A 22,809-nucleotide genomic window follows, 5' to 3' on the forward strand; every position below is an offset into this window, starting at 1 on the left:
GAATGTTTTGTTTGTAAAGTAGTAATTATTATTACTTATATAAAAGGTTTATGAAATTAAAGCTATTATTATTACCATTATTTATTTTATTATCCTGTGCATCCAGTCAAAAGAGTGCAGATTCTATTTTTAATAGCAGACCTTTCTTAAGAGAGTATAAAAGATACTCTCTAACTTCCGGAGAGGGTAACCCTGTTTTAGATTCTGTTATAGACAGAGAAGGAACTTGGGTATACTATTCCAGAGAAAATGCAGGAAATACAGATATATTTGCTGTAGATTCTTATACGCTTGAAACTTTTAGACTCACAAGAAGCCCAGGAGTAGATTCTTCTGTTTCTGTGGATAGTAAATCAAAATATTTGGTATTCTCTTCTACTAGAGATGATGCTTTTTCTGATATTTACTTATACAAGCTAGTTAATCTTGGTATTAGAACTTCAAAAAATAATTTAGAAAATCTAGAGCAAAGTGTAGTAAGAATAACAGATTATAAAGGCTATGATACAGACCCAGAAATCTCTCATAATGCCGATATGATAGCTTTTGTTTCAGACAGAGAAGATAATATTAAAAAACTCTTCACAGTTAAGCCAAATGGTAAGGAAATAATTAAAAGAGCAGATATAGAAGCCGCTTCTCCTACATTCTCTTTTAATGATAGACATATTGCTTTTATTACTTCTAAAATAGGAGAGCCTTATTCTCAATTAGCAGTAGTAGACTTGCAAGCTAACTCCTACATCACAAATGATATTCAAACCAATTTGATGATTTTAACTGATACTAAAACCTTTAAGTTTAATCCGTCATTCTACAACAATGACACTATAATTTATTTTGAAATAGCAAATGATACTGATAAAGACGGCAATTTAACATATAATGATAAAAGAAGATTAATGTCTTATTCTTTGTCTACAGGACAATATTATGTATTAGAAGAAAATACAAGTTTAAGCACATTTAATGTAGCATATGAATCTGCTTTGGTAGGAAGCTATGTATTAAGCACTTCAGGCACTAGTATAGTAACTATGGGCTCTACTAAAGAATATTTCATTAAAGATGCTAATGCCAATGATATGTATAATACCTTTGTTGCTTTGCCTTACAATAGAAAAGTTGAAGTAATAGAGAAGTTTTCAGAGTATTTCCCTTCAGATGAAGATAGGGGTAATGTATCAAAGGCTTATTTTGATGTAATGTATCAGGCCTATACTAATAAAAACATAGATATTTACAATACTTCAAAAAATGTTCTAACAACAGAATATACTAACACTTTTTACGGATTTTTGGCTTTAAAGATAGATGAAAATTTTGACACTAATGATAATTGGCTTAGTGCTTCATATTATACTACAAATGAATCAATTATCACAAGCAATGAAAATATAGTAAATGCTTTATCTTGGGCAGGATACATATCTGCTAATGAAAAATATAATAAAAATAACACAAATGCTTCAACATTGGAAATTTTAAATAGTATAATAGACTATGACAGCAGCAAAGATTTATATGTATTAATATCAAAATTATATTCTCATTCGCTTGAAGATAATAATTATAAATATCCTGCAGATGAGGACTTGTATAATAAACCTTACAGAAGAAAAGATTTAATATTTGCAGACAGACTTGAAATAGCAAAAGATTTTATAAAAGATTCAAAGATTCCTTATCAAACTATAATAGATAACTCTCACCCATATGCACCATTATCTGTAGCAAGCAGACTTATATATTTAGACGGACTTATACTTGCTAAAAATTATGATGAAGCTACAAATTTATTTCAGCCCTATATGGAATCAAAAAATGATATAATGCTTGCTTTGGGTTATTATGCTAATGCTAAAATATTATTAGACAAAAAAGATGATGCAGCTTATCAATTATTAGTAAATGCCGTAAAAAGCGGAGGCAAAAACTTTGAGCCTACTTATGAAGCAAAAGAATCAAAAAGAATACTTGCCAACTATTATAGAACTTTAGCGGATAATGCTTATAATGAAGAGAGATACAATATTGCCTATGACAATTATCAAGAAGTTTTAGTTTATAATCCTAATGATGCCAATGCTTCTTCAAGAATTATTGAAAGCGGACTTAGGGCATACAGCACTATAGAATCACTTGAACAAACCATAGCAGAGAGGGAGAGAACTCTTTTATCTACAAGATATTCAGAGCATGCAGCACATGCAGAGCTTGCTAATGCTTATTATTATTTGGCTAATAGATATTACGGCATAGCTATGTCTAAACAATATGACAGCGAAAGGTATGTGCTTAGCGAGAAAAAAAGAGAAGACGGATTTTATTTGTATTTGAATAAGTCTTTTAATACTATAGTAGATAAAGCAGTCTCTTATATGGATTTTGCTATATTCCTTTATCCTGATGAAGAGAATTATTATATAAAAAAGGCTGAAATGCTTACATTTGCAGAAGCTCTAAAGATGCAGGTTCTTCAAAGCGATAAAACATATAAAAGCATAATGGAATTAGTGCCAAGCTATAAAGACAATAATGTAAATAATGATAAATATATAGGATACAATCAATTAACTCTTCAAACACCAAATTTAGAAAGCGAAATAATTGATTCTCTTATAATGGCTAAAAGCAAGATAAAAACTAAGCCTAATGTTGTATCTATAATGCTTGCAAACTCTTACTTAATAAACGGCAGATACTCTGATGCGGCTAATGAATATAAAGAAGCTGAAGTTTTATTAAACAGTGTAGGAAGCGATAAGAGTAAGGCTTGGTATCATTTCTTCTATGGATATTCTTTGTGGATGAACAATGATATTAATGGAGCTTATAGAGAATATAATAAAGCCAGAGAGATTTTTGAAAGACTTGGAGACAGTGAAGCAGTATACAAAATAGTAGGCTATACTTCAGTTGCAGCCATTGAACAAAAAGACTACACTAAAGCTATAGAATCATTATTAGAAAGAAATACTATAATTACAAATAATGTAGAGCAAAATGAACTTAATGAACTTCTTATTGCTGCTTGCTACTTAAAACTTGAAGATTATAACAATGCATTAAAATACTGTGATAATGTGAAGGCAAAAATAGATAGTTTGGATTCTTCTTCATATAATCCAAATTATGTAAGTATTACTTTATATGGTGCTAATATCAATGTTGTAAACTTAGGGTTAGCTTCTTTTGGAGGATATATACCGGGTGAGCCTCTTAATGTTGATAAACAGCAGATGCTTTATTCTATATATCAAGAGCTTTATGAGAAGATGGGAAGATATTCAGAGTCAAGAGATGCTTTATCTTCTTATAGAAATTATATTATTAAAGATAAGCCTAAAAAATCAATACAGCCTTTAATGCTTGCTACCTACTACAACAATGAAGGTTATTTATATTATAGGCAGGGCTCTGTTTCTAATTCTATTATGTCTTTTAGAAAGTCTATAGAAGAATACAGAAAAACTATAAACTCTAATGCCCTTAATAATAATCCTAGTTTAATATACGAAAATGCTCAAAATGATGCTAAAAACTATTTGAGCTTATCATCGCTTTATTTAAGATATTTATCTCAAAATGATTTAACTGCTATAAGAAGAGAGTTTTTTATGGAGCTCTTTAACACTACAAAAACTCTTCAGGTGCTTTCTACAAATAACAGCGTAAGCTCTAAAGACAGATTATTATTATATTCACATATAGCAGCTTTTCAATATATAATGGCTTTGAAGCTTACTTCTGAAGCTAATGATTTAATGCTTAACAGAAAGAAAAATAATGACGGCTCTTTGGATATGAGCATGCATGATGTTAATGTTCAAAGACTTTATATGCTAAAAAATGCTATAGATAGATATAAATATATTCTCTCATCAAACTCAAACTTCCCTGTGGACTTAAAGACTGAAATTATTATTCGATACAATTTAGCTAAAGCCTATGAGCTTGCGGGAAATATTGAAGAGGCTGCGAGGGAATATATATCTGCTTTTTCTAAGGCTAAAGTTAATGCTTTTGCAGTTGAGGAGATTGCTATACTTACTACTTTAATAGATTTTAGTGAGAAGTATAGAGATATTTATCCTGACAGTCTTGATGAGCCTGTAATGTATGTGTTTAGAATATTACAGAGATTAAGAGAAAGTGTGTTTATGATTACTTTTGTAGAAGAAAATAATCTCATACTGCAAGAAGCAAGGTATAAAGTAATAGAGTTTTTGGAAGGCAATTATCCTGATGCGAGCATTAATATACTTGCTATGTTTGATGCAATAGACATGCGTAGGAAGTTTTTAGATAAAAGACTCTATACACTCGGAGAGAATAATTATTATCTTAGAGATTATTATAAACTATATGAAAAAGCTCTCTATGCTTATCAAAAATATTTGTCTGCAGTAACAGCTAATTATGACAAAAAGCTTGAAGAATCATCTCTAAAAGAAATTACAGAATATGAAAAAGAGGCTATTAAAACTTTTGAAAATACGCCTATAAAAAATATAGTAATTTGCGATGTGAAGGCTACTGATATAGATAAATCAATGCGTAGTGATGAAACTCTAATATGGGATACTTATTTGGGTTATAGATTTGTGAGGGAGAACAAAAAGACTTATTTCTATTATCAAACTAATGACTTAATAAAAACAAAAGATTATGTTACTCATATTGGTGAGAGTCCTATTGTTATGAGTAATAATAATGCCTTTGTACGCGAGCTTTATGATTCTACTGAATATATGCTTCCTCCAAAGGTTGCCTATGTTGATAACAGATTAATTTCTTTTTATAAGGTTAATAGAAATGACAGAAAAAATATAGATATGACTGCCTCTTCTGCAAGCAACACTCTTCTTACAAATAATGTAAACTATGCAGATAATGCAAATGATTATAGAGAAAATGATTATATAAAAAATGATGTAAGAGTGATGCAGGTTAATTATGTAGATAATGAAGATGACACTAATATATATACCAATAATATAATTACAAACAATGCAGCTACTAATACTCTTCAAGCTACTAACACTGTTCAAGCTACTAATAGAGTGAGAAAGTTTAGGTTTGTGCCTTTTAATGATTTATTAACTAATGCCTATGTGCCTTTGGTTGTAGATATCACAGATGCTAAGGCTTCTGATATATCAAACTTAATGAAAAAGAATTTCTATATCCTTTATGCAGACAAGAAAACTTTTGATGAAAATAAAGAAGTATTAAAAGAAGTTAATAATATAGCATTAGTAGTAGGAAATTCTAATACATATTCAAGAATAATGTTTTATACTAATTATTTCCAAAGTCTTGTAAGCAATTCTTTGGAAGAGAGCATGAAAGGCTATGACAACAATCTATTTACAGTATACGGAAAGCCAGATAACAGCATGACAACTCTTTCAAATGAAACTTATAATTTCAAAAGCCGTCTGCTTGCATCATACCAAAAAACGCCTTCTGTTAGCATGATTTCTAATATTATAAGCTATTCACAGTCTCCTAATGAGGTTATGGACAATTATGCTTATTTTATAGAAGATAGATATAATGCAAAAGACACCAACACTGCATACAATCTCTCTGAAGACGGATATAAATATTTTGCTTCCTCCTACAGTAATATAAGCGATTCTAATGCATACTACTTTATGAAGGCAATGCTTCCTGTTTATAGAAGACTTGGAGATGAAGGGGCTGTTAAGGGTGCTAGAAGAGCTTTGCATTTTATGTATCTATACACAAATGAAAATTATCATTTAATAGATGAATACTTTACTCCTCGCACATTATCAAGATTCTTAAAATCAGGCGAAACTGTAGAAAATAATGTAAGATACGTAAATTATATAGCACAGAGAACTACAGGCACAAATAAAAATAAAATATTAGAAATAGCAGTGCTTTATGATTTGATATATGCTAAAACTCCTTTAGATAAAGTAACAAACTTACTCACTCTAATGACAAATACAAATCAAATACTCACAGTTGCAAATACAATATTAGATAATAAAACTACAAATGAAGCTAATATATTCTTAACTATGGATTATATTTACGGCAATCAGTATATATTTGAAGCTAATACTATTTCATCATTTGCTAATTTATTCTATTCGCTTTATAAGGATAAGCCAAGTTATATATACGGACTTCTAAATAAAATAAGAGTGCCTGAGAGCGATTTTAGAAAGAATATTTATAATGCATATAACATATTTAGTAATGAAAACACTAATACTATGTTTATATTCTATTCTTATGAAGATGATAAATACACTTCTTATAGTTATGTTGTGGGTGATAATGAAGTAAAAAAATCTTCTCTTGTATCTATTGACAAATTAAGAGATAGTTTAACTGCATTTACAAATGCTCCTAATGCTAATGAAAGAATGAAAGCATTAAAATCTATAGAGTCCCAAATGCTTCCTTCAGATGTATCCAAAAATGCATCAAGGGTGAATACTGTTTATATTACAGGCTCTTATCCTAATTTATTTACTATACCTTTTGCTTATTTTAATGACTTTAAGAATGCTGATGTTATAAAGATAAGAGAGTTAAAGTACGTGCCTATGGACGTTATTAATGTAGGTAAGGCTAATATTAAATTAAACACTCAAACTAATTTTTACACATCATTAGAGAGTTTAGCTGTTGGTTATGCTGATGGAAAAAGAAAAGTGCCTCTCACTCACTATATAGGAATAGACACCAACTACAATAAGCCTTACAATAAAGAAGATATATTCCTCTCTCCTGCTAGAAATGCTGATATATTTAAGTATTTAAGCGACAGAAGCAACAATAAATTAATGTTTACATACAGCACAGATTTATCAGGCGATTATTATACAGCTATGAAGTATTTATATATGAACTTTGATAATGGCGTTATAGATTCTTACAGATATATTAAAAACAATGCTGTAAACCCTAATATAATAAATGCTTCAGATATGAATACTTTATTTAAAGGAAGCTATACTTTATTTGACTATATACTTCCAGGAATACCAAAATAAAAAGCATATTTTTAAGATAAAAACATAATTACACTTGCAAAAAATTATATTTGTTCTATACTTAACTATATATAAATATCATAAAAAGTAATATTATAATTAATAATATATATATAGGAGTATCAATGGACTTATTAGCACATATTTTAGCAACAGAAAATGATGAGAAGTTTATTAAAAGCTTACTTTCAGAACTTTTTACCAAAGATGAGCAGGATATGATTCAGCAAAGGCTAAGGATAGTCACCTTGCTCAGGAGGAAAATGCCTCAATATGAAATAGCAAAAAGTCTGAATGCTAGTCTCTGTTCCATTACAAGAGGGGCAAGAGAATTAAAAAAACAAGATAGTGCTTTGGCAGTTATAGTTGATAAATACCTAATGAACAATAAAGAGTTTCAAGAATCCTTAAACAAATCATAAAAATAATAAACTAATCTCATCTGCATAATTAAAATAATTTTCTTTTATAGATAAATATTCATCTGTTATAAGAAAATAATTTTTGTTGTTTTTTATAATTGATGAATATTTGTCTTTAAAGTCTTCTTTAAACATTTTATTATAATTATTTATATTTATGCCTTTTACTGTTCTTAGAGAGAGAAATATAAACTCTTTTTTTTGTGTTTCTCTGTCTATATATTCTATTTCTTTAATAGGTTTTTTATTTTGTTTAATGTGTTCAATATATGTTTTTACATTTTTTATATTTTCGTATCTTTCTCTGTTGTAGTATCCTACAGCAGAAGCTCCTAAGCCTAAATAATTTTTTAGTTTCCAGTAGTTTGAGTTATGTATTGACTCATAATTATTAATAGAGTAGTTTGATATTTCGTATCTTATAAAGCCCAAATCTTTTAATGTGTTTGAAGATATTTCATAATATTCTACACTTTCATCTTCTTTAGGCAGATAATCTCTCCATTTCTCTTCAAGTGATTTTGTTAGCTCCAAATAGTAAAGAGATATATGTTTTGTTTTGGGGAGTAATTCTAATGCTTTTAGAATGTCTTTTTTTGTTTGAAGCTTATCATTTAGAGGGAGACCTGATATAAAGTCAAGGGATATATTTTCTATAGTAGAATTATTTATTATTTTTAGAGCATTTACTATTTCTTCTAACTCTGTATGTCTGTTTATAAGAGACAAAGATTTTTCATTGAATGTTTGAAGACCTAGAGATATTCTTATATTGTCTATACTTTCTAAAAAATTAATATATTCACTGTTTATATCATTAATGTTTGATTCTATTGTTATTTCTTTTATTAGTTTTATGTCTTGATAATTTTTAAGAATGTTTAATATGTTGTCTAATAAATATTTAAGTAAATTAGTGTTTAATACTGAAGGCGTGCCTCCTCCAAAGTATATTGTATTTATCTCTTCATTATAATCATCTATTCTTAATTTTAATTCTTCAATTAATGCATCAGCATAGTTTTTATATATTTCTTTTTCATTCATATTAACAACAGAAAAAAAATTGCAGTAGCTGCATTTGTATGTACAGAAGGGTATATGAATGTAGAGGCCTGACATTAGTTTAAGAAATCTTTAAGAGAGCTATATCTTTTGGAATGCATTTTTTTAAGAGCCTTTTTTTCTATCTGCCTTATACGCTCTTTTGTAAATGAATACTTCTCTCCAACTTCTTTTAATGTTTTTTTCTCTTGGTCAAGACCGTATCTTGCATTGATTATTTCTTTTTCTATATCAGAAAGCTCTTCCATAGCGATTTTTAATTCTTCAGTAAGCTCTTTATCAGATAATATATCTTCTACAGTTTTGCTGTTTTTATCTTCAACTACATCAGCCAATCTATCTTTAACACCGTCCATATTAAAATCTTTTTCAAGCGACACATATTCATTATTCATAGACATAATATTTCTAATTTCTCTAGGCTCTTTTTTTAATATAGCCGCCAAATCCTCAACATCAGGCATATGACCAGTTTTGTAGTAGCATTGATGAACAGCCCTCTCCAAATCCACCAAATCCATAGCCTTATTCAAAGGAAGCCTTATTAGTCTTGATTTTTCATTTATAGCCCTTAATATGCTCTGCCTTATCCAATAAACAGCATAAGAAATAAAATGATATCCCTTGTCTGGGTCAAATCTGTCTGTAGCTATTATAAGACCTAAATTGCCTTCGCCTATCAAATCCTCTAAAAGTAAACCGCTGTTTTTATACTGCTTGGCAATGCTTATTACAAACCTTAAATTGCTTCTTATAAGTTTAGCCCTAGCTTGAGAATCGCCTTTTTTTAATCTTTGAGTTAATTCTATTTCCTCTTCTCTAGTAAGAAGTTTCTCTCTCTTGGCATCTGCAAAATATAAGGATATATTATTATTTTCTTCTATATTACTCTTTGTTCTACTATTTGGCATTAATTTTATGCTGTCCTTTATAAATATCTATTAGCAAGGTCATGTACTACAGAATGGTTAAAGGAATGTGAAGATTTATTAGCCACAACCCTTCCTATTATAGGTCTTCCTAATATATACAAGTCTCCTATTATATCTAAAATCTTATGTCTTACAAACTCATTATCGAAATGAAGTTTAGTATTAATAACCTTTCCGTCGCAAAGCAGTATATGGCTTCCTATCATACCGCTTCCAGCCATACCCATCTTCTGAGCATAATCAATATTGTCTATAGTGTTAAAAGACCTAGCCCTTCCTACTTCCTCAGTAAACTGCTCGAAATTGTCAAACTTGTATGTATACTCCTGAACACCAATAGTGCCGGCAAAATCTATACGCAAGCTCACCTCAAGACCATTATATGGAGAAAGTATTATGTAAGTTTCATTATCATTAACATTGCCATAAGTAAGAGTTTCATCTATCACTATAGGCTCTATATAATCATCTTGCTCAACAAAACCAGCCTCTTTCAAAGCATCGCAAAATACCAAAGCAGAACCATCAACATTAGGAACTTCTCCGTCGCATTTTACTATTAAATTTGTTATTCCCATCATATGAAGTGCCGCTAAGAAATGCTCAGTTGTTTTTATATATCTGTTTCCTGCCACCAATGCAGTAGAGTTTACCGCTCCTGATTTATCTTTTGAAAGTATATTTGTGTGGTCTAGTTTTATTTGAGTATTTGTATTGATATCAACAAAAACTATGCCTGTATTTACTTCAGCAGGTACTAAAGTAAGAGCTGTTTTTCTTCCTTCCATTAGAGCAAAACCGCTTACTACTATACTTTTAGCAATAGTTCTTTGTTTTACTTTATATTTATTATTAGTTTTATGATGATGTGTATTGTTGTTGTTTGATGTATTATTTTCTATGCTGTTTTCATTCTTTTTAAATATTTCATCGCAAGAAGATAATAATTTGCTTACACTAATAGGCTTTTCCAAAAAGTCATAAGCCCCCATTTTAGTAGCCCTTACAGCAGTTTCAACCCCCGCATGTCCGCTCATCATTATCACAGCAGTATCAGGATATTTCTCTTTTATGTTTGATAATATATCCAAACCATCTACATTAGGAAGCCATACATCTAAAAATACTAAATCTACTTTTTTACTCTCAAATGTTTTTAAAGCTTCTTCGTAGTTTTTAGCAATATCAACATCATATCCTTCATCTTCTAATACATTCTTACAAGCATTTAAAATATCTTCTTCATCATCTATTATTAATATATTGTTTTTTATCATAATTCAATTTTCCTACTCCAAATATAATATTATATTAACCATATAAAATCAATATACTATATTTATAATTTATCGGAATTATGTTAATAATATATTATTTATAGTTTTTCAATATTTTTTATTTATTTGCTTTTCCTAGCTTTTTAAGTAAAATGATTAATTCTTCACTTTCTTTATCTGTTAAAGGATTTAATTTTTTCTAAGAAATCAGCATGAACAGGAAATACATTTTGCATAATTTTTTTACCGGTTTTTGTTAAAGAAATCTCTACAAATCTTTTATCTAATTCCCCTTCTTTTTTAGATATGAATCCTCTTTTTATGAGTTTGTCAATTGTATATGCTGTTGTTGCTGTAGTCAGCAATATTTTCTCGGATAGTTCTTGTACATTTACAACACTTTTTTTATTATATAAATATTCTAAAGCTCCGAACTCGCTTCCTGAAAAACCTAAAGATTTTATATTAGCTTTTACTTTTTTTATGTATGAGTTATGAGCCTTAGATAAAATTACAACAAGTTTTAAACTATTACTAGTATTCATATACAAACTTCCTAAAATCTTTTTTTGAATTATATAAAAAATTATTTAATTTGTCAAAATAAATTTTTCTATAAATTAAAATTAATAAAAAATATTTTATGAAATTCAATATTTTATTGACAATAGAATATTTTTTGACTATATTATATATAAATCAATTAGAATTCTAATTGATTTATATATAATTATCCTTAAGTATATGTGAGGTATTTTATGATATCCGGTGAATCATTTTGGGATGATAATATAAAAAGAGATATGGACTACATATCAATAGGCGATAGGAAAGTATATACATATAAAGAAGCTCCTAATAGTATGTATGATATATTATTAGATAGCGCTGATAAGTATAGAGATAAAATAGCTATAGTTGATAGTTCTGGTAATGAATATTCTTATATTCAATTATTAAATCTTGTAGATGAGTTTGCTTGTTATTTAAATAAGAGTATTGGTATAGGCAGAGCAAATAAGGTTGGTATATTATTATCTAATAGGGTAGAGTTTTGTATTAGTATTATGGCATTATCTAAGTTATCATCTATTTCTGTGATATTTCCATCTAAATATAAGGCATCTGAAGTTAAGTCATTATATGAGAAGATTTGTATAGATTGTTTAATTGTAGAGGATATATATTTAGATTATTTTTCTGACGAAGATAAATTGCAGAAAGTAGTATGCGGCAGTAATAATAATTATGGATTTAGTTATATATATGAAGATAATTTTTCATTTTGTAATGAGGATATAATTTCAAGAGATTTATATAACGATGCTATTATAATGTTCACATCTGGAACTACTTCAAAGAGCAAGGCAGTATTATTAAAGAATTATAATTTAGTTCATGCGATTATCAGCTATAATAGGATTTTATCTATCACAGAAAATGACATATCTATAATAGCAACACCTATCTATCATATAACAGGTATCATAGCATTATTTGGACTTTTTATTTATTCCGGCGGTCTTTTATTTTTGAAAAAAACATTCAATGCCAAAGAAGTATTGGATACTGTATTGGAGAAAAAAATTACATTTATACATGCATCTCCTACTGTATTTGCCCTTCTTATAGAGTTAATGGATAGTTTTCCATCTCTTCCTAGCTTAAGAAGTTTTGCTTGCGGAAGCAGCAATATGACACCAAATAACATTTTAAAAATAAAAGAGTGGCTTCCTCAAGTAGATTTTCACACTGTATATGGTTTAACAGAGACATCTTCTCCAGGCACTATATTTCCTATAGGGGCAGCAGACAGTAAATATATAGGTTCATCTGGACTAGCTATACCTGGTTTTGATATAAAGATAACAGATGAAGATTTTAATGAATGTAATGTTGGTGAGATTGGTGAGATATGTGTTAGGGGAGCTGTTGTATTAGAGCGATATTACAATTTAGAGAGTGATAGTATAGTAGATGGCTGGTTAAAGACTGGGGATATAGGGTATTTAAATGATGATGGTTATTTATATGTTGTGGATAGGAAAAAAGATTTAATTAATAAGGGCGGTGAGAAGATTTGTAGTTTTGATGTTGAAAATGAGATATCTAAGATTGAGGGGGTATTAGAATCAGCAGTAGTGGCAAGATTAGATGATAAATATGGGGAAGTTCCTGTTGCCATGGTAAAACTTATGTCTGGATATAGTTATAGTTATGAGGACTTTTATAATATTTTGATTAAGAATTTAGCTAAATATAAAGTTCCTGTTGATATTATATTTACAGATGAGTTGCCAAAAACTGCGAATGGTAAAGTAGACAAAAAAGAAATAAAAAAATTTTTAATAAATAAAAAGGAAAGGATTGTATGTTAAAAAATAATTTCATAACAGCACAAGAAGCGGCAGAAATAATTGAAGATAATAAAACTATATGTACTATAGGTATGACATTAGTAAGTGCGAGCGAATCTATATTAAAAGCTTTAGAAAAGAGATTTTTAGAGACTAAGCACCCTAGTAATCTTACTTTATTACATTCTTGTGGTCAGAGTGATAGGAAAGACGGTATACAACATTTTGCTCATGAAGGTTTTGTTACAAGAATTATTGGTTCACATTGGGGATTGCAGCCTAGATGGATGGAAATGATTGCTAACAATAAAGTAGATGCTTATTGTATGCCTCAAGGACAGATAGCACAGCTTTATAGGAGTATGGCTTGTGGCTTGCCTGGTAAGATATCTAAGGTTGGTTTAAAGACATTTGTTGACCCTAGAGTTGAGGGCGGAAAAATGAATGACAGAACTAAAAAAATTGATAAAGAGATGTCTGAGATTATTATGATAGATAATGAAGAGTATATATTGTACAAATCTATACCTATAGACTATTGTATAATACGAGGAACTGTATGCGATGAAATGGGTAACTTGACAACAGATGAAGAGGCAATGAAGTTGGAAGTATTACCTGCTGTTTTAGCTACAAAGAGATTTGGAGGAAAGGTAATAGCACAAGTTAAGCATGTGGCAGAAACAGGAACATTAAATCCAAAGAGCGTTACAGTACCTGGAGTATTTATAGATAATGTAGTAGTTTGTGATAATCCTTTTGAAGATCATAGACAAACATCTTCTTGGTATTTTGATCCGTCTTATTGCGGTCAATTGAGAACACCTCAAAGCAATATTCAGCCATTAGAGTTTAGTGTTAGGAAGTTTATAGGACGCAGGGCTTGTATGGAAATAAAGGCTGGAGATATTATTAATTTAGGAACTGGAATACCTAATGATGTTGTAGGAAAGATATGTAATGAAGAGGGAGTTGCTGATGATATTATGATTACGGTAGAATCTGGAATATATGGCGGGGTACAAGCTAGCGGTATAGATTTTGGTATAGGAAAGAATTTATATGCAATGATTACGCATCATGAACAGATGGATTATTATAATGGAGCGGGTGTTGATGTTACATTTATGGGTGCTGGTGAATTGGATCAATATGGAAATGTTAATTCTACTAAGATGGGCGACAGATGTACTGGAGCTGGCGGATTTATAGATATTACTCAAAATGCTAAGAAGGTAGTATTTTGTGCTACTTTTACTGCTTCTGGCTGTGAGTATTCATTTGAGAATAATAAATTAAAGATAGTAAAAGAGGGCAAGATTAGAAAGATGGTTTCTAAGGTTGGTCAGATATCTTTTAATGGAGAAATAGCTAGGGCTAAAGGACAGAAGGTTGTTTTTGTAACTGAGAGGGCTGTATTTGAGATTGTAAAAGAGGGGGTTGTACTTACAGAGATAGCTCCGGGTATAGATTTACAAAAGGATATATTGGATCTTATGGATTTTAAGCCTATTATTGCTGAGAATTTAAAAGTAATGGATTTAGATTTATTTAATATAGAAGGTAAATCTAATTTAAAAGATAAAATTATTAATAAAAAAATAGGGGGTAATTAGATATGTCTAAGATTTTAGAAGGTAAAGTTGCTATAGTTACAGGTTCTGGAAGAGGATTGGGAAAGGGAATAGCAAAGAAATTAGCAGAGAAAGGTGCTAAGGTTGTAGTTTCAGATGTAATTATAGATAATGCTAAAGAGTGTGTTGAAGAGATAAAAAGAGATGGAGGCGAGGCTTTATGTGTTGCTTGTAATATTGCAAAGCTAGAAGATGTTTGCAATATATATGCTGCTGCTATTAAAGAATATGGAAGTGTTGATATAGTAGTAAATAATGCGGGTATTAATAAAGATGCTATGCTTCATAAGATGACAGATGAACAATGGGATAATGTTATAGCAGTTAATTTGACAGGAACTTTTTATATGACTAGAGAGGCTGCTAAGATAATGAGAGAGAAGGGATATGGAAGAATTATTAATATTTCTTCTATGAGTTGGCTTGGTAATATTGGTCAGGCTAATTATGCTGCTTCTAAGGCTGGAGTTATTGGAGTTACTAAGACTGCTGCTAGAGAATTGGCTTCTAAGGGTATAACTTGCAATGCTATTTGTCCTGGTTTTATAGAGACAGATATGACAAGAGGCGTACCAGAGAAAGTTTGGGATATAATGATTAGTAAGATACCTGCAGGAAGAGCTGGAAGTGCTGAAGATGTTGGCAATATGGTTGCTTTTTTGGCATCTGATGAGGCTTCTTATATAAATGGACAGATAATAGAAGTTAGCGGTGGAATGATATTATAATTTTTATATAAATAAAAAGGAGTTATTATTATGAATAAAAAGATAGTATTAATTAGCGGGGTAAGAACTGCTATTGGTGAGTTTATGGGAGGCCTTAGCTCTATAAATCAAATAGATTTAGGGGGTATTGTTATTAAAGAGGCTGTAAATAGAGCTAAAATAGCTAAAGAAAAAGTAGATGAGGTTATAGTTGGTAATGTTGGACAGATAGCTGACAGCGGATTTATAGCAAGAGCTGCGATGTTTAAGGCTGGATTAGAAAAAGAAACTACTGCATATAGCGTTAATAGACAATGCGGAAGCGGATTGCAGGCTATAGTAGATGGTGCTTTAGAAATAATGACTGGAAATTCTAATGTTGTAGTTGCATGCGGTACAGAGAATATGTCAAGACTTCCGTATTATATAACTAATGTTAGAGGCGGTTATAGAATGGGACATCAGCAATTAGAAGATGGACTTATAGATATATTAACTTGGCCTTTAGGACCTTTTCATAACGGTACTACTGCTGAGAATGTTGCTGATAAGTATTCAATAACAAGAGAGGATCAAGATAAGTTTGCTTTATCTAGTCAGGAAAAGATGATAAAAGCACAAGATGAAGGTAAGTTTAAAGAAGAAATAATACCTGTAGAAGTAAAGACAAAAAAAGAAACTATGATTATAGATACAGATGAGCACCCTAAGAGAGGTCTTACTCTAGAAAAGTTATCTAAATTAAAAGCTGCTTTTAGAGAGAATGGTTCTGTTACAGCTGGTAATTCATCTGGTATAAATGACGGTGCTGCTGCTGTTGTATTAACTACTGAAGATATGGCTAAAGAATTGGGAGCTAAACCTTTGATGGAGTTTGTGGGGTATGCTGTAGCTGGTAATGAAGCTGAATTAATGGGTTTTGGTCCTGCTTTGTCTACTAAAAAATTATTGAAAAAACTTAATATGAATATTAAAGATATTGATTTGGTAGAATTAAATGAGGCTTTTGCTTCTCAGAGTGTAGCAGTTATCAGAGACCTTGGTTTAGATGAAAGTATAGTTAATGTTAATGGGGGAGCTATATCTCATGGACACCCTGTTGGTGCTACTGGATGTATATTAACTGTAAAAATGATGCATGAAATGAAGAGAAGAAAATCTGAGTTGGGTTTGGTAACTATGTGTATAGGCGGCGGTCAAGGAATTTCTGCTATATTTAGAAATTTACAATAATAATACTTATTAGGAGTAGAAATAATGGAAAAGAAAGTTTCTGTTATAGGTTCAGGATTAATGGGTAGCGGAATAGCTCAAGTGTTTGCATATTCTGGATTTAATACTGTTTTAATTGATATTAAAGAAAGTTTTGTAGAAAATGCTTTGAGTAATATAGAAAAACAATTAGAGCGTATGGTAAGAAAAAAATAAATGTTCTGCTGATGAAAAAAATGCTGCTTTATCAAGAATTAAAATTTCTACTAATTATGATGATGCTATAGATAGTGATTTGGTTGTAGAGGCTGTAAATGAAAATATGGAGATAAAAAAAGAAGTTTTTAGAAAGTTAGATAGTATATGTAATGAAAAAACAATACTTGCTTCTAATACTTCTACTTTATCTATAGCTTCTTTAGCATCTGTAACTAATAGAGCAGATAAAGTTATTGGTATGCATTTTTTTATTCCAGCACCTGTTATGAAATTGGTTGAGATAATACCTTCTATTAATACTTCATTGGAAACTTTAAATGTTATTAAAGAGGTGTCTGATAAGCTAAATAAAATTTCGGTAACGGCTAAAGATTTTCCAGGTTTTATTGTTAATAGAATATTTGTTCCTATGTGGAATGAAGCTATGTTTTTGGTTATGGAAGGGATAGACCCAAAAGATATAGATAATGCCATGAAATATGGAGCTAATTTACCTATGGGACCTTTAGAGTTAGCAGATTTTGCCGGGCTTGATACAGTACTTTCTGTGATGAATACATTATATGATGGGTTTAAAGATTCTAAATTTAGACCATGTCCTCTTCTTGTGAAAAAAGTGGAATCTGGTAATTTGGGAAGAAAAACAGGGAAAGGATTTTATGATTATAAATAAACATTATTCAAGGATATAATTATGAAAAAAAGTACAAAAATATTGTTTATACTATTTAATATTTGCTATTTTCTATTTGACTATGTAATAGTAACAATTATACCTAATCCTATATTATTTGGGTGGTTGCCGCTTCAGCTTTGTATATTGTTATTTTTACCTGTGCCTGCTTCTATAGTTTGGGGATTGTATTTTAATGCATTCTTCAAAACACAAGAGCATGTTAATTATTCAAAAAAATAATAATTTGGGAGATAAAAAACTATGATAAATTCAATTCTTATTTCTATTGGTATATTAATATATTCTGTATTTATAGTTTTCCATGGATTTAGAACTTTTAAAACTACTAGCAAGTCTTCTGAAAGTTTCTTTACTGCTAATAGAGGATTAAATCCATTTATATTATTATGTACTACTTCTATATCTGTATTTTCTGCTTTAGCTTTTTATGGAGCTCCTGCTGGAATTTATAGAGACGGTATAGGGTTTTATTCTAATACTGGCGGAATGGTAGCTGGTTTAATGTTTGTAATACTTGGATATAGACTATGGATATTGGGTAAAGAGTATGGTTATAGTACTCCTGTTGATTTCTTGAGGTCTAGATTTTATTCTGAGTTTTATGGTATATTAATAGCTTTAGTATTAATAATATTTATAGTTCCTTATGTAGCAATGCAATTAATAGCTATAGGTGATGCTGTAGTTGTAACTACTAATAGTTTAGTTCCTTATGTAATAGCTGTTGCTGTTGGTACTATAGTAGTATCATTACATATTATAGGCGGCGGTATGGGCGGTGTAGCTTGGATGGATACTTTCCATATGATATTAGGATTTGGTACTTTAATAGTATTGATTTCATATCTTACTATTAAACATTTCCCTGACGGAGGATTTGCTCAAGCTGTAAAAATTATAATGGAAAACCCTGAAACTGCTTCTATATTATCTATGCCTGGACCTAGAGGTGCTTTTAATTGGCAAGGTATGATAGGTAATGCTTTAACCGGAGCTATAGCTACTGTTGTATGGCCGCATATATTTATGAGAACTTTTGTAGCTGCTAATAAAGATAATTTTAGACAAATGTCTTGGGCTATGCCTTTATCATATGTTTTAGTTTATACTCCTATAGTTCTTATAGGTGCTATATTGGCTCCTGCTATATTAGGTCCTAATTTCCCTAAACCTGATAATGTTGTGGCTGTTTTATCTACACAGTATGCTCCGCCTCTTGTATCTTTCATATCTTTATTATGTTTGTTTGCATTTGGTGTATCTACTGCTGACTCTTTATTGTTATCTGCTTCTGCTATTGCTTCTAGGGATATTTATTTACATAAATTTAAAAATGATGTTACTACTTCTTCTAAAGATGTTGTAACTTTTGGAAGAATAGTATTATTTGGATTAATGATTATAACTTTAGTGATTGTAGCTATAAGACCTGCTTCTATTACAGATTATGCTTATAAATTGTCTTCACCTTTCTTTGCTCAGATACTTCCAGAAACTGTAGGTGGTTTATTCTGGAGAAGAAGTACTAAAGAGGGTGCTATAATTGGTACTATAGGAGGATTAATAACTGCCATAGTATTTACATTCTTTGTAGCTCCGCCTTTAGGTTTCTCTGCTCTTATATGGGCTTTAGTTGTTAATACTATTTTATTTGTAATAGTTAGTCTTGTTACTAAATGTCCTGAGGAAGTTGTAGTGAAGTTCCATAATAGATTAGATTCTATTATATATTCTGGTGCTGAAACTTCTTCTATAACAGAAGATTCTTTATCTAATATAGTAAATAAATAATATGTAATTAAATTGAATAGATGCAAAAATATAAAAAAATTGCATCTATTCTTTAATTATAAACTTACGGTATATTTATGAACAAAAATATTGAAAATACAATGACTTTTAGTGTTTATGGTATAAAAATTAAACATCCTAATAATTGGGATATATTTATTAATAATCAGATGCCTTTTAAATTTGACAATGGTTTTGTAAAGATAGATTCTTCTGCCATAAAGAAAAATGATTCCAGTATGGTTTTAAGATGGATAAAAAGCTGTAAGATTAATTCTATTGATGACTATATAACTGAATATAAAAGGCAGTTTAATGTTAAAAATAAGAAGTATAAAAATGATTTATACCAATTATTAGAATTAGAAAAAATAAATGATAATATGTATTTTTCTTGGTCAAGAATTACAGCAAATCATAGTATTTTTAGGATATTAAAAAATAATGAAACTTTTGATTCTTTGCAATTATCATTTTTTGATTCTAATACTAACAGATTAGTAATACAAACTATAACTACGGATACAAATAATATAGACACAAAATTTGAGTATTATAAAGATATGTTATTGCAATTACAATGTGAATAATAAAAAAATTAATATTAGGATATTTTATTTATGAAGAAGATAATAATAATACCAGATTCATTTAAGGGAAGTGCGAGCAGTTTAGAAGTTGCTGAATGTATAGAGAGAGGGGTATTAAAGGCAGTTAAAGATGCTGTTATTAAAAAGATTCCTATAGCAGATGGCGGTGAGGGTACGGTTGAGAGTGTGATTTATGCTGCGGGCGGAGAGTTTATAAAAGTTGATGTAAAAAACCCTTTAGGAAAAACTGTAAGTGCTAAGTATGGATTAATTAACAGTAGTCAGGCGGTTATAGAGATGGCTGAGGCTTCGGGTATTACTTTGGTTGATGAGAAAGAGAGAAACCCATTAAAATCTTCTACTTATGGAACGGGAGAGCTTATAAGAGATGCTATTAATAGAGGAGTAAAAGAGATACTTATTGGAATTGGGGGCAGTGCTACTAATGATTGCGGTATTGGTATGGCTAATGCTTTGGGGTATAGGTTTTTAGATGAGAAAGGAGAAGAACTTGAAAGTATTGCTGAGAATATGATAAGAGTAAAAAGCATAGATGACAGTAATGTTGATAAAAGACTTTTTGATATAAAAATAAATGTAGCTTCTGATGTTAAGAATGTGCTTTATGGCGATGATGGAGCTACTGCTATATACGGCAAACAGAAGGGAGTTACTAAAGAGAGTTTTGATGTGCTTGACAATGGGCTTAAAAATATTGCAGGCTTAATAAAAGAAAAATACAAAAAAGAGATTGACTTTATAGAGGGTGCTGGTGCTGCCGGAGGTTTAGGAGGCGGGCTTATTGGTTTTTGTAATGCTGAGATAAAAAGCGGAATTGATGCTATGCTTGATATAATTAATTTTGAGAGAGAGCTAGAGGGTGCTTCTTTGGTTATTACAGGGGAAGGAGCTATTGACGGACAGACCAAAAAAGGAAAGGTGCCGGTTGGTGTTGCAAGGAGGGTTAAAAAATTAAATAAAGATATTCCTGTTATTGCTATAGTGGGAGATATAAGAGAGGGTGCTGAGGCGGTTTATGAGATGGGTATAGATTCCATTATGCCTGCTTTAAAGAGGGCTATGCCGCTTGAGGAGGCAATTGCTAATTCTAAATATTTGATAGAAGATGCTTCCGAGAGGGCATTGAGGTTTATAAATATTAATATGTAAAACTTGTATTTGCCTATTGCATATAGGTTTTGTTGTAGATTTTTGCCTGTATGCAATAGGTGATGCAATTAAAAAAAATTATTCTTTAAAAATCATTCTTTAAAAAATATTATTTAAGTAAAGTTAAATTAATTTCTCTAAAAATAGTATATTCAATATTGCTTCATAATAAAAAATAAGTTTCTAATTTTATATAGCAATTGATTTTATAGTTTATTAGGCTTATAATAGTAAACATAATTTAATTAACATATTTATTTGAAATTATATAATAAAATATAATAAATTATAATAAAATAGTAATATAATAAATTAATAAGGAAAATCACAATGAACAAAATTATACCTTTCTCGCCGCCTGATATTACAGACAATGAAATTGAGGCTGTAGTTAATGTTTTAAAATCCGGCTGGATTACTAGCGGACCTGTAAACAAAGAGCTTGAAGAGGAGCTTTGTAAATATATAAATGTTAAAAGGGTAAAGCTATTGTCTAGTGCTACTATGGCTATGGAGCTAGCTTTAAAAATATTCGGAGTTACTGAGGGTGATGAGGTGATAGTGCCTGCGTACACTTATGCTTCTACTGCTAATGTGGCTATACATTTGGGGGCTAAGGTTGTGTTTATTGATGCGGCTGATAATGACTTTAATATAGATTTGGAGAAACTTGAAAAGGCTATTACTAGTAAAACAAAAGCTGTTATTGCTGTTGATGTTGGCGGTAAGCCTTGCGATTATGACGGCATTATAAAAATACTAGAAAAGAAAAAAGATTTATTTACTGCATTAGAAACTAATAAATATCAAAAGCAATTAAACAGGGCTTTGTTTTTGCTTGATGCTGCTCATTCTATTGGTGCTTTTTATAAAGGAAATAGGGTAGGAAGTCAGGCTGATTTTTCTTCTTTCTCATTTCATGCTGTTAAGAATGTTACAACTGCTGAGGGCGGGGGATTGAGTTTTAATGATATTGGAAATATTAACGCTGATGAGATTTATAGAGAAGTGTCTGTTTGGGCTTTGAATGGGCAGAACAAAAGTGCTTTAGATAAAACTAAATTAGGAAGCTGGAGATATGATATTGAGGTTGCAGGTTATAAATGCAATATGAGTGATATTCATGCGGCTATTGGTTTATCGCAATTAAAGAGATATGATGATATGCTTAAAAACAGAAAAAACATTGTGAATATATATAACAGTGTTTTGAGTGCGAGCAAAAAAGTTATACTTCCTGTATTCAAAGACGATGAGGCTGAATCATCTTATCATTTGTATTTATTAAGAATTAAAGACTATGAGGAGGCTGATAGGGATTTGCTTATAGAGAAGATGGCAGAGCTTGGCATAGTGCTTAATGTGCATTATTTGCCTCTTCCTTTTCACAAAGTTTATAAAGATTATGTAAATGCTGATTATATAAATGCTTTTAATTTGTATAAGAATGAAGTAACTTTGCCATTATACAGCACACTTAAAGAGGAGGACGCTTTATATATTGCTAAGAATATTTTTAGGTATTTGGAGAGCAACTGAGTTTAGGGATAAGCGGTTGTATGTTGTTTAATATGTGTAAATGAATGTAAGATAATATTTATATTTTGTTATAGATAAAAAGCTATATTTTATAAAATGCAGTTCTTTTGCTTCTTTTATACCAATAAAAGAAGTGGGGTGCGGGGCAAAGCCC

Annotated in this window: 17 protein-coding genes; 13 read left to right on the plus strand and 4 right to left on the minus strand. The window is 30.2% G+C overall.

Translation table 11 applies throughout. From position 1 onward, the window contains the following. Window positions 1-50 precede the first annotated feature (50 nt). Together BPP43_RS11190 and BPP43_RS11195 are read left to right on the plus strand one after the other, a co-directional pair. Complete coding sequence (locus BPP43_RS11190; protein ID WP_015274992.1) at window positions 51-7,043, plus strand: TolB-like translocation protein; 6,993 nt, start codon at window positions 51-53, stop codon at window positions 7,041-7,043. 125 nt (window positions 7,044-7,168) lie between these two features. Continuing rightward, window positions 7,169-7,465, plus strand: coding sequence for a Trp family transcriptional regulator (locus BPP43_RS11195; RefSeq protein WP_014933589.1), 297 nt, complete (start codon window positions 7,169-7,171; stop codon window positions 7,463-7,465). Here BPP43_RS11195 and hemW read toward each other — a convergent pair. The 4 genes from hemW to BPP43_RS11215 form a co-directional block, all read right to left on the minus strand. Beyond that, a complete protein-coding gene (hemW, locus tag BPP43_RS11200; protein WP_041752848.1) occupies window positions 7,460-8,587 on the minus strand; it encodes a radical SAM family heme chaperone HemW in 1,128 nt (375 codons plus the stop codon). The genes BPP43_RS11195 and hemW overlap by 6 nt on opposite strands. Continuing rightward, window positions 8,587-9,441: a sigma-70 family RNA polymerase sigma factor gene (locus BPP43_RS11205; RefSeq protein ID WP_013243596.1), complete on the minus strand. Its 855-nt coding sequence runs from the start codon at window positions 9,439-9,441 to the stop codon at window positions 8,587-8,589. The genes hemW and BPP43_RS11205 overlap by 1 nt, the downstream gene beginning before the upstream one ends. A gap of 17 nt (window positions 9,442-9,458) precedes the next feature. Beyond that, complete coding sequence (lpxC, locus tag BPP43_RS11210) at window positions 9,459-10,739, minus strand: UDP-3-O-acyl-N-acetylglucosamine deacetylase (RefSeq protein ID WP_015274994.1); 1,281 nt, start codon at window positions 10,737-10,739, stop codon at window positions 9,459-9,461. A 173-nt stretch (window positions 10,740-10,912) separates the two neighbouring features. Further along, window positions 10,913-11,284 carry a MarR family winged helix-turn-helix transcriptional regulator gene (locus BPP43_RS11215; protein ID WP_015274995.1) on the minus strand — a complete coding sequence of 124 codons (372 nt, stop codon included), beginning with the start codon at window positions 11,282-11,284 and terminating at the stop codon, window positions 10,913-10,915. 213 nt (window positions 11,285-11,497) lie between these two features. Here BPP43_RS11215 and BPP43_RS11220 point away from each other — a divergent pair, with 213 nt between their 5' ends. The 11 genes from BPP43_RS11220 to BPP43_RS11265 all read left to right on the plus strand — a co-directional run bounded on the left by BPP43_RS11220 (window position 11,498) and on the right by BPP43_RS11265 (window position 22,655). Continuing rightward, window positions 11,498-13,117 carry a class I adenylate-forming enzyme family protein gene (locus BPP43_RS11220; RefSeq protein ID WP_015274996.1) on the plus strand — a complete coding sequence of 540 codons (1,620 nt, stop codon included), beginning with the start codon at window positions 11,498-11,500 and terminating at the stop codon, window positions 13,115-13,117. Next, window positions 13,111-14,712 carry a bifunctional acetyl-CoA--acetoacetyl-CoA transferase subunit alpha/beta gene (locus BPP43_RS11225; protein WP_015274997.1) on the plus strand — a complete coding sequence of 534 codons (1,602 nt, stop codon included), beginning with the start codon at window positions 13,111-13,113 and terminating at the stop codon, window positions 14,710-14,712. Before BPP43_RS11220 ends, BPP43_RS11225 begins: the two co-directional genes overlap by 7 nt. Window positions 14,713-14,714: 2 nt before the next feature. Further along, window positions 14,715-15,458, plus strand: a complete 744-nt coding sequence (gene fabG / locus BPP43_RS11230) for a 3-oxoacyl-ACP reductase FabG (RefSeq protein ID WP_013243591.1) — start codon at window positions 14,715-14,717, stop codon at window positions 15,456-15,458. A gap of 30 nt (window positions 15,459-15,488) precedes the next feature. After that, window positions 15,489-16,670, plus strand: coding sequence for a thiolase family protein (locus BPP43_RS11235; RefSeq protein ID WP_015274998.1), 1,182 nt, complete (start codon window positions 15,489-15,491; stop codon window positions 16,668-16,670). Window positions 16,671-16,694: 24 nt separating this feature from the next. Continuing rightward, on the plus strand, window positions 16,695-16,865 hold the full coding sequence (locus tag BPP43_RS11745) for a 3-hydroxyacyl-CoA dehydrogenase NAD-binding domain-containing protein (protein ID WP_217284018.1): 171 nt from the start codon (window positions 16,695-16,697) through the stop codon (window positions 16,863-16,865). Window positions 16,866-16,908: 43 nt separating this feature from the next. Continuing rightward, on the plus strand, window positions 16,909-17,541 hold the full coding sequence (locus tag BPP43_RS11240; protein WP_252832432.1) for a 3-hydroxyacyl-CoA dehydrogenase family protein: 633 nt from the start codon (window positions 16,909-16,911) through the stop codon (window positions 17,539-17,541). A gap of 21 nt (window positions 17,542-17,562) precedes the next feature. After that, window positions 17,563-17,784 carry a hypothetical protein gene (locus tag BPP43_RS11245; protein ID WP_015274999.1) on the plus strand — a complete coding sequence of 74 codons (222 nt, stop codon included), beginning with the start codon at window positions 17,563-17,565 and terminating at the stop codon, window positions 17,782-17,784. A gap of 21 nt (window positions 17,785-17,805) precedes the next feature. Next, window positions 17,806-19,356, plus strand: coding sequence for a sodium:solute symporter family protein (locus tag BPP43_RS11250; RefSeq protein WP_013243587.1), 1,551 nt, complete (start codon window positions 17,806-17,808; stop codon window positions 19,354-19,356). 77 nt (window positions 19,357-19,433) lie between these two features. After that, window positions 19,434-19,946, plus strand: a complete 513-nt coding sequence (locus BPP43_RS11255; protein WP_013243586.1) for a hypothetical protein — start codon at window positions 19,434-19,436, stop codon at window positions 19,944-19,946. Window positions 19,947-19,976: 30 nt separating this feature from the next. Continuing rightward, window positions 19,977-21,116 carry a glycerate kinase family protein gene (locus tag BPP43_RS11260; protein WP_015275000.1) on the plus strand — a complete coding sequence of 380 codons (1,140 nt, stop codon included), beginning with the start codon at window positions 19,977-19,979 and terminating at the stop codon, window positions 21,114-21,116. A gap of 330 nt (window positions 21,117-21,446) precedes the next feature. Next, window positions 21,447-22,655: a DegT/DnrJ/EryC1/StrS family aminotransferase gene (locus BPP43_RS11265; RefSeq protein WP_015275001.1), complete on the plus strand. Its 1,209-nt coding sequence runs from the start codon at window positions 21,447-21,449 to the stop codon at window positions 22,653-22,655. The last annotated feature ends 154 nt before the right edge of the window (window positions 22,656-22,809 follow it).

Origin of the sequence: Brachyspira pilosicoli P43/6/78 (genome assembly GCF_000325665.1) — a bacterium.
In the GTDB taxonomy this organism is placed as follows: domain Bacteria; phylum Spirochaetota; class Brachyspiria; order Brachyspirales; family Brachyspiraceae; genus Brachyspira; species Brachyspira pilosicoli.